This window comes from Thioalkalivibrio sp. HK1, assembly GCA_000583135.1.
Lineage (GTDB): Bacteria > Pseudomonadota > Gammaproteobacteria > HK1 > HK1 > HK1.
This window is the reverse complement of the sequence record JFBG01000092.1, coordinates 1-8843: the sequence shown is the minus strand read 5'-3', so window position 1 is coordinate 8843 and position 8843 is coordinate 1. Positions and strand designations below refer to the sequence as shown.

General features: G+C 58.8%; 7 protein-coding genes. 3 read left to right on the top strand and 4 right to left on the bottom strand.

The window, feature by feature from the left end:
• Both BF99_RS21540 and BF99_RS0119040 read right to left on the bottom strand, forming a co-directional pair.
• The coding region (locus BF99_RS21540) for a restriction endonuclease (RefSeq protein ID WP_038099076.1) at positions 1 to 643 on the bottom strand (643 nt) is incomplete at its 3' end.
• A gap of 296 nt (positions 644 to 939) precedes the next feature.
• On the bottom strand, positions 940 to 2106 hold the full coding sequence (locus BF99_RS0119040; RefSeq protein ID WP_025772466.1) for an iron-containing alcohol dehydrogenase: 1167 nt from the start codon (positions 2104 to 2106) through the stop codon (positions 940 to 942).
• A gap of 446 nt (positions 2107 to 2552) precedes the next feature.
• Here BF99_RS0119040 and BF99_RS0119030 point away from each other — a divergent pair, with 446 nt between their 5' ends.
• A complete protein-coding gene (locus BF99_RS0119030) occupies positions 2553 to 3149 on the top strand; it encodes a DUF6088 family protein (RefSeq protein WP_025772464.1) in 597 nt (198 codons plus the stop codon).
• Between the two features lie 46 nt (positions 3150 to 3195).
• The gene (locus BF99_RS0119025) at positions 3196 to 4170 is read left to right on the top strand and encodes a nucleotidyl transferase AbiEii/AbiGii toxin family protein (protein WP_231471463.1); all 975 of its coding nucleotides are present in this window, start codon (positions 3196 to 3198) and stop codon (positions 4168 to 4170) included.
• 176 nt (positions 4171 to 4346) lie between these two features.
• On the opposite strand, the gene BF99_RS0119015 is transcribed toward BF99_RS0119025, so the two are convergent.
• Together BF99_RS0119015 and BF99_RS21535 are read right to left on the bottom strand one after the other, a co-directional pair.
• The gene (locus tag BF99_RS0119015; RefSeq protein ID WP_051482993.1) at positions 4347 to 5792 is read right to left on the bottom strand and encodes a pyridoxal phosphate-dependent decarboxylase family protein; all 1446 of its coding nucleotides are present in this window, start codon (positions 5790 to 5792) and stop codon (positions 4347 to 4349) included.
• A gap of 26 nt (positions 5793 to 5818) precedes the next feature.
• Positions 5819 to 7177 (bottom strand): hypothetical protein, encoded by a 1359-nt coding sequence (locus tag BF99_RS21535; RefSeq protein WP_156013489.1) that lies wholly within the window; start codon positions 7175 to 7177, stop codon positions 5819 to 5821.
• Positions 7178 to 7439: 262 nt separating this feature from the next.
• Between BF99_RS21535 and dusA the strand changes: the two genes are divergently transcribed.
• A complete protein-coding gene (gene dusA / locus BF99_RS0119000) occupies positions 7440 to 8462 on the top strand; it encodes a tRNA dihydrouridine(20/20a) synthase DusA (RefSeq protein WP_081759363.1) in 1023 nt (340 codons plus the stop codon).
• Positions 8463 to 8843: the final 381 nt, after the last annotated feature.

Below are 8843 nucleotides of genomic sequence, written 5' to 3'. Positions count from 1 at the left end.
GGGTAAACTTGAATTGCTCGGCGATTTTGAGGCTGGTGAATGTCTTTCCGGTGCCGCAAGCCATGATCAGCTTACCTCGGGGGGATTGCTCGAAACCCTCCATGACCTCCCTCAACGCCGCTTCTTGGTGCGGCCGCAACCGCTTCGGCTTTTTAAGGACGGCCTCTTTTCGATGGATATGACGACCCCAATCGATGGCGCTTTTTTCCATCTGCTCCGTTTTCAAGCAGATGAAATCCGGAGCGAGATCGGAGGCGACCTTCTGGGCATTGGCTCCCCATTCGTGAATCGTGGTATCGACGAAAATCCTCAAAACGAAATCCTTCCGACTCGATGCACTGACGAATTTATCCAAATCGCCCTTGGCGATGATCTTGTCGGGGGCGTAGCATTTGCACTGAACGGCGGCGTAACCCTTGCCGTCGGCAAGTGTGGCAACGAGGTCCACACCGATATCCTGCCCCTCCTCGCCGCGCTCAAAGGCCCATGCGGCGTAGGTCTGCACCTTGCTATAACGACTCTTTTGCAACGGGTCGGTCTGCAAATAGAAACGCACGAGATTTTCGAAGGCCGTGCCCCGAGCCCTCGGAGCCCCTTGCGTGTCGCGACGGATCTGATCGATATAGGCGGCAAGTTCGGGCATCGGACTTATATCCCTTGGATGCTATTCGGATATTGTTATCCGGTTGTTATTGAAAGATCGTTTTTATCGGCGAAGCGGGGTTCACCCCCTCATCTCATACATTCCGTAAAGGATAACTGAAAAGCGAGGATACCGACGAATGAGGATACCGACGAATATCGCCATTTCATCGGCGAGCGGTGTTTCGAATCCGCAAACGAGCTGTCTTGCCACGCGATCGCTTTTCACCGGGTGCTCCACGAACTGCCGTTCGAAACGAGATTCGGGGCGAGACTCAGAGTGAGAGTCCGAGCGATTCAGCGAATGCGGGAATCCCCCCAAAGGCAGGTTTCGATCAGGGCGCGGGTGTTGTCGTAGGTCATCGGGACCGGGTTGCCGCCGACACTAGGATCGGCGAGGGCGGATTCGGTCAACCGGTCGATATCCGGATCTTCGACGCCCAACGCGGTGAGCGTCTTGGGTATCCCCAAGGCCTCGTTGATCTCTTCGACATAAGCATAAAAACCCTCGTACCCCCCGGGGATGCCGAGATAATCCGCAGCGCGACCGATCGAATCCTCGATTGCCGGGCGGTTGAAGCGAAGCACCGGCGGCATGCATACGGCATTCGTCGTGCCGTGATGGGTGCGATGTACCGCGCCCACCGGATGGCTGATGGCGTGGATGGCACCGAGGCCTTTTTGGAATGCCGTCGCCCCCATGGCCGCCGCGCTCATCAGATGAGCCCGAGCCTCCAAGTCCGTACCATCTTGGTAAGCGCGCGGCAAATAATCCTTGACGAGGCGCATGCCCTCCAAGGCAATCCCTTGACTCATGGGGTGGTAATGCGGGGAGCAATAAGCCTCCACACAGTGGGCGAAGGCATCGAGTCCGGTTCCGGCGGTGATGGATTTCGGCAAGCCGACGGTGAGTTCGGGATCGCAGATCACCACCGCGGGCAGCATCCTCGGATGGAAGATGATCTTCTTTTCATTCGCTTGGGTGTCGATGATGACACTCGCCCGACCGACCTCGGAACCGGTGCCCGCGGTGGTCGGGACGGCAACGATGGGGTGAATGCCGGCGGGGTCGGCGCGGGTCCACCAATCACCGATATCCTCGAAATCCCGAAGCGGGCGCGATTGACCGGCCATGAAGGCGATGGTTTTGCCGAGATCGATCCCCGAGCCGCCGCCGAAGGCCACGACGCCATCGAAGCCGCCGGTTCGAAAAACATCGAGGCCCGCCTCGACATTCTTGTCCGTCGGATTGGAGTCGGCCTCGCAGAATATGGCATCGCCGAGACCGGCGGATTCCATCAAGGAAAGGGTGCGCCGGGTGATCTCCATCGAAGCCAAGCCGCGATCGGCGACCAAAAGCGGCTTGTAGATGCCGGCCGCAGCGCAGGCTTCGCCGATTTCGGCGATGCGACCCGCACCGAAACGGATCGCGGTCGGGTAGCTCCAGTTAGCGACGAGTTTCATGGTGATATCTTCTTCATCCGTTCATTCTTCATCCGTTGACGAGGTGAATCGTACCTGCGGGCGATGATGACCAAGGCCGCTATTTTGCGCAAGTTTATGCGACGTCAGAGATTCGGTCTGCCGATCATCTAGGCCGTAGCGAACCAGCGACGAGCGAATCCCTTGGTCGTGGAAGCGACTCGAAGCACGATTCTAAGCCGCAGTCTTTAGAATTTCTTTGAATTCCTTCGACTTCCCGCTTATGCTTATCGGGAATCTTCATGAGATCGGATCTTGGATCGACCCATCCGATATCTGCAATCTCGAGCGATCTCTTCGCCAAAAAAGACCTCGTATCGCTTGTATCGCCTGTATCTCTCGCATACAATGTCACGCACGGGATATGCTTGCCCCGATGACTGCCGACCGCCGCAAAGAAAATGTTTTTTACCGGCCGGAGATGGACCATGAAGCACCTGACCGAAACGATCATGGAGCACGCCGAAGGACTTCCGGAAGGAACTCCCTTGGTGGCAAAAGATCTGACTCATCTTGGCACTCGCACCGGAGTGAATCAGGCCTTGGCTCGCTTGGCCAAGCGCGGGCGACTGCTTCGCGCCGAACGAGGCATTTATTTTTGCCCGGTCAAGAGCCGGTTCGGCACATATCCACCTTCGGTAATACGAGCAATCAAGGGGCTGGCAGAAGAACGCGGAGAAACTATCGTTCAACACGGCGCAGCGGCGGCAAATGCCTTGGGGCTGATCACTCAAGTACCGATGCGTTATAGCTTTTTAACTTCCGGCCGAAGCCGAAATATCATGCTCGGCAATCAACTGGTAAAACTACGGCATGCGCCGTCTTGGCAACTGGTCTTGGCCGACCATCCGGCAGGACAAGTGGTTCGCGCTCTGGCTTGGCTCGGACCCGAGGAAAGCAATGAGGCTATCCGAACCCTCAAGAAAAAAATCCCTTCGGAGGCCTTCGACATCATGGCGGAGGTCGCCCACCACTTGCCAAGTTGGCTGGCTCGAAATATCACCCGGGCGGTTGACCATGTCTGAGTCATTTCTTTCTTTGTCACTCAAGGACCAGATAAAGGTTCTTGACTTGGTATCCAACCATCTAGGTCGCTCTACCGACATCCTCGAAAAAGATGTCTGGGTGGTCTGGTCATTGCAGACTTTGTTTACATCCGCCATGGGCGAGCATCTCATTTTCAAAGGCGGGACGTCGCTTTCAAAGGCTTACGATGTCATTAGGCGCTTCTCGGAGGATGTCGATCTCACCTACGATATTCGTGCGATCGCCCCTGACTTGGTGGGCGATGACGGTGAAGCCTTGCCGCCGAGCCGCAGCCAAGAAAAACGCTGGACGAAAGAGGCCCGTCACCGTTTGGCCGAGTGGGTCGAGGGCGCGGCAAAGCCCTATTTGCAAAATGCCATCTCCGATCAGGGGTTGTCTGCGAAGGTGCGTAGCGAGGAGCATAAGATCTTCATCGATTACAAACCGACGAGCACAGATGGAATCGGGTATGTTGTGCCGATCGTTACCTTGGAATTCGGCGCACGTTCGACCGGCGAGCCTTGCGCCTTGCGCGATGTGAAATGTGATATGGACGGATTCGTTGACGGGGTCGTCTTTCCGACGGCAAGGCCACGGGTGATGCATGCCGAGCGTACCTTTTGGGAAAAGATAACGGCCACCCATGTCTTTTGTCTTCAGCGGCGTCTACGAGCGGAGCGCTTCGCGCGACATTGGCACGACTTGGTTCGCCTTGACGATGCGGGTATAGCGGATATAGCGTTGCGCGACCGAGCCCTTGCCGATTCGGTGGTGAAACACAAGGCGATGTTTTTTCGCATGAAGGCATCCGATGGCGAATATATCGACTACGGCGATGTCATCAATGGCAACCTGCAGCTGGTTCCGAGCGGCGATGCTCGCTCTGCTCTCGAAGGGGACTATCGATATATGATCGAAAGCGATTTCTTTCTTGATGAGGTAGAGACTTTCGATGCCTTGATCGATCGCTGCGCCGATATCGAAAAGCGCGCGAATCGAATGGCACTCGAGTCGGTATGAGTCGACAAGAACGCGATCGCACTATTCGTCTATACCTGCCTGCATTGTTCGGATATCGCTTTCGAAGAGCGAGGCGATGAAACGTTGAACCCGCCACTCGCCCTTGTCCGCAGCAAAGACGAATATCATCGATATCGATCCGATGGATAACAAGGCGGCATGCCTCGTTCCCACACCTATCCGACGATATCTCTTGCCACCCGCAACATCGCCTCGAGGCTGCGATCGACATCGTCGTCGGTGGTTGCCCAAGAGGAAAGGCTGATGCGCATCGCATCGCGATTTTGCCATCGGGTTCCGCCGCACCAGCAAGTGCCCTCCTCTTGCAGCGCGCGGATGACCTTGAGCGTGGTCGCATCGTCGCCGAAAGAGACCAGCACTTGATTGAGCGCCACCTCGTTCAGCACCTCGAAGCCGGCGGCGCTCAAAGACTCGGCAAAGCGTCGGGCTTGGTGGCAGTTGCGCTCGATCAAGGCGCAAAGACCCCTCGCCCCCAAGGTATCCAGTACCGCCAAAACCTCCAATGCCCGCATTCGACGGCTCGCCTCCGGGGTATGTTCGAAGGGCTCGCACCGAGTCGCTTGTGGAAGGTAATCCGCCTGCATGGACATCGCCCCGCGCAAGGCTTCGGCGTCGCGCACGAGGGCGATGCCGCAGTCATAAGGGACATTCAGCCATTTATGCGCATCGGTGGCCCACGAATCCGCATCCTCGAGACCGACGCCCTGCTCCGCAATCCTCGACGCCTCGGCCTTGCGCGACGGTTCGATATCCAAAGCATCGACCGAGCGTAGCGCCCGCACCCATAGCCCGAAAGCACCGTCGACATGCACCCAAACATCCTCGGCCGGGACTTGCGCGCAAATCCGCCGGATAGGATCGATGGCCCCGGTGTTGACATTGCCGGCCTGGGCGCAAACGATGGCCGGCCCTTTCAATCGGGAAAGGGCGTCGGGGCACATACGACCTTGCGCATCCGCCGCCACCTTGACCACCGATGCGCGCCCGAGACCGAGCAGCCCGATCGCCTTGAGCACGGTGGCGTGGGCGCTCTCCCCCACCGCCACGGTGATCGGAGGAGCATTGGTCAATCCATCTTTATCGACATCATGGTCATGAGCGAGCAGCACCCGCCGCCGAGCCGCCGCCAACGCCGTGAAATTGGCCATCGTCGCTCCGGTGACGAAGGCTCCTTGGGATATCCGAGGCAGGTCGAGAACCCCCAAGACTCTGGATAACGCCACCCGCTCGACCGCCGCTCCCATCGGGGAACTCATCTCGCTGAAAGCATTCTGATCCCAAGCCCCGGCCAGCCAATTGGCGGCCAAGGCAATCGGTAGCGAGCCACCGGTAACGAAACCGAAATAGCGCGGCCCGGCACTGGCAACCGTGCCTTGTCGGCCGACTTCGTCCAAAAGCGCCAATACCTCGGCCGGTGCACGCCCCTCGAAGGGGAGATCGCCCTCGCCCAGCATCCGCATCAATTCCGGTGCATCGCAAGCGGCGGCGACCGGCCGCTGCGGTAGATGCCCAAGATAGGAAAGGGCCCTTTGCGCCGCCTCTTCGAGCAAATCCCTCATCGACTCCGCTCGCCCTTGTCCGATATCGTCGGTGGTCGGCATTCGAATCCCTCCTTATCGAAACCCTTTCATGTAAACAACGCATCGTAGATCGAAAAGACACCGCCGGCCGCCAGCACCATCAAGGCGCACCACAGCGCATTCCACTTCGGGATCCGCCAGTTGGAGATATCACCTCGAGCCGCCAATATCAAACTGACCCCGGAATAGGGTCCGACCGCAGAGCCAAGGCCCCAACCGACGACGCAGACCATCGCCAAGAAGGTGGGATCCGATATCGACGGCAAGAGGGTGGTCACCAAGGCGGTGACCGATACCAAGGGATGCACTCCCGCCATCGAAACGAGGGCGAGCGTCGCCACCATCGCCGATCCGGTGATGGGGTTCAAAGGAAGGGCGGGGATCGCCTCCGGCCACGCCGCGCTCAAAGCGGAGAATCCCGCTCCGAGCACCCCGGCGGCCAAGAAGATGCAAAGTTCCCCGCTCATACCCGGCAACTCGCCGGCCGTGAACTGCGCTGCGCTTCGCGTTGCGGACGAAAGGCCTGCCTGATACGCCAAGGCCGCCAAGGCCAGCAGGGGCGAGAGGAGGCTGATCAGCAACAGGATCGAGAGCGAGGGCCAGATGCGATGGACGAGCATCACCGCCGCCGCCAACGCCACCGGTAGCCATAGGCTCTGCAGGCGCATGGGATAACCCCGATGGCGGGCGAGGGCGAGCGGACCCTCCTCCATCCATGCCAGCAGAATATTGACCCCGAGGCCGATCCCCGCCAATACGATCCCGAAGACCACGAAGCGAGGGAAATCGACTCCCGGGATCATGCCCAGCGCCAGCGCGACCCCGGCGATGAAGGGCGAGTAGAAAGCGACGGTGGTGAACGAGCGACCGAGCAGACGGATGTCGCGACGGTTCAGGGGCGAGGTGCGCGACAGGCGATCGGCAAAAACCGCCAATGCCGAGATATTGATGATGGCCCCGAAAAGATGCAATCCGAGCATCGTCCGCAGGTAAGCTCCCCACCCGTGTCCCCCGGGGCTGAATGTCGCTCCCGGGGCGCGATAGGCCAGGCGCAAAAAAGCGACTCCCGTCAACATCGCGATGATCGGCAGCGATCGTCCGGCTGCATCCATGAGGTCGATGCGCACCCCTTGCAGGCCGGCGACCCCGAGACAGACGATACCGATGACGATCATCCCTCCCACCTGCATCCGCACCCGCGGTGGCAGGCGATGCCAGACCGTCACCCCCGCCAGCCATGCCGCCAACGCCCCGGCTTCGATCGGAAAGGAGGGGAAAAACCCGTGGGCGATGGTAAAAACGAGGGTCGCGATCAACATCGGACCCGGTAAAACGCGCAGGTCGCCGATGATCGTAGGCGGTGTCGGGCGACGGCTCGCACCATCTTTGGGCGAAGAGGGATTCACGCTCGGAAAAAAGCCTCGATGTGCCAAGGGGATAATTGCGCTGTGAGAATCATCGTTGGAATGATTCGCAGGTTTCGGGCAGACCAAGGCTCGATGCGGGGTCGACTCGATATGATTTCGAATGGCATCGGCGAAGGCAGCGCCTCGCCTTGGCGGGACTTCGGAGCGGCATCGAGGGATGCCTCGACCCTACCCCTTACCCGCCTTCCGGTCGATAAAAGGCCGATTGACCGCTTCGCATGAGGATTTCGAGTTCGCGATCATGAACACCCCGGCAACGGCGACTTCGGCCAACCCCTCCAAAACCACGAGCCCGGCAACCATCGATCGGCGTTTTTGTCTGGCTCCGATGATGGATTGCACGGATCGTCACTTTCGCTATTTTATGCGCCGGATCACTCGCCGCACCTTGCTATATACCGAAATGGTGACCACGGATGCCATCGAACATGGCCCGCGCGAGCGCTTGTTGGCCTTCGACCCCGTGGAGCGTCCCCTCGCCCTTCAGCTCGGCGGCAGCGATCCCGATGCTTTGGCCCGATGCGCTCGGATCGCTGCGCTTTTGGGCTTCGACGAGGTCAATCTCAATGCCGGCTGCCCCAGCGAGCGCGTGAAAAGCGGTCGCTTCGGCGCCTGCCTGATGGCCGAACCCAAACTCGTGGCGCATTGCATGGCCTCGATGATCGATGCCTGCGATCTTCCGGTGACCATCAAGACCCGAATCGGTATCGACCATCGGGATCGCTACGAGGATCTGCTGGCATTCATCGAAGCGGTCACCGAAGCGGGCTGCCGCACGGTCATCGTGCATGCTCGCAAGGCTTGGCTTTCGGGGCTCAGTCCGAAGCAGAATCGGGATATCCCTCCCCTTCGTCCCGATACCGTCTATCGACTGAAAAGGGATTTTCCGGAAACGGAAATCGTGATCAACGGAGGCATCACCTCGATCGAGGAGTCCATCGAGCATAACCAACGGGTCGACGGCTCGATGATGGGGCGGGAAGCGTATCGAAATCCTTTTCTACTGGCGGATGTCGATCGGCGGCTATTCGGCGAAACCCATACCGTATCGACCCGTAGCGAGATCGCCTCGCAGATGATCGACTACACCCGGGGCGAGATCGAGAACGGGACCAGACTGCACAGCATCACCCGTCATCTCCTCGGGCTCTTTCATGCCACCCCCGGAGCCCGTCGGTGGCGCAGGTATTTGAGTACCGAAGCCCCTCGTCGCAACGATCCGAGGGTCATCGAAGAGGCTGCGGCCCAAAGTCGATGCGAATGATCGGCACCACCGCCTTGGAGTCGTTCGATACGCTGATCAAGGCTTGATCGTGCTCCGGCGACGACCGGTAAGACGCCAAACTTAGCGCTGATCATCTCGAAATTCTCGCGTTTTTTTCCTTGTTTTTCTTGATTGTTTCGGTGGCAATCTTTACAATATCTCCTTGGTGGAGCGGATCTTGTCGCTTGATGGATCGGACATGATGAGGCGCCACTTGCCATCCGATTTCGAGAACTACGACCAATGAGGGTACATTCCAGCGATGATAGAACTGAACGAGTTCAGACCCGTAGTGGACACCGCCGTCAGCATCACCGTTCTTATGGGAACGGGAGCTGCGGTAACTTGGTGGCTAACGCGACGCATCGAAAATCGCATCAA

Excerpts from the sequence above, each read along its gene's own strand:
- BF99_RS0119040 (WP_025772466.1), bottom strand. The coding sequence starts at position 2,106 with ATGAAACTCGTCGCTAACTGGAGCTACCCGACCGCGATCCGTTTCGGT.
- dusA (WP_081759363.1), top strand. The coding sequence starts at position 7,440 with ATGAACACCCCGGCAACGGCGACTTCGGCCAACCCCTCCAAAACCACG.
- BF99_RS0119015 (WP_051482993.1), bottom strand. The coding sequence starts at position 5,792 with ATGCCGACCACCGACGATATCGGACAAGGGCGAGCGGAGTCGATGAGG.
- BF99_RS0119030 (WP_025772464.1), top strand. The coding sequence starts at position 2,553 with ATGAAGCACCTGACCGAAACGATCATGGAGCACGCCGAAGGACTTCCG.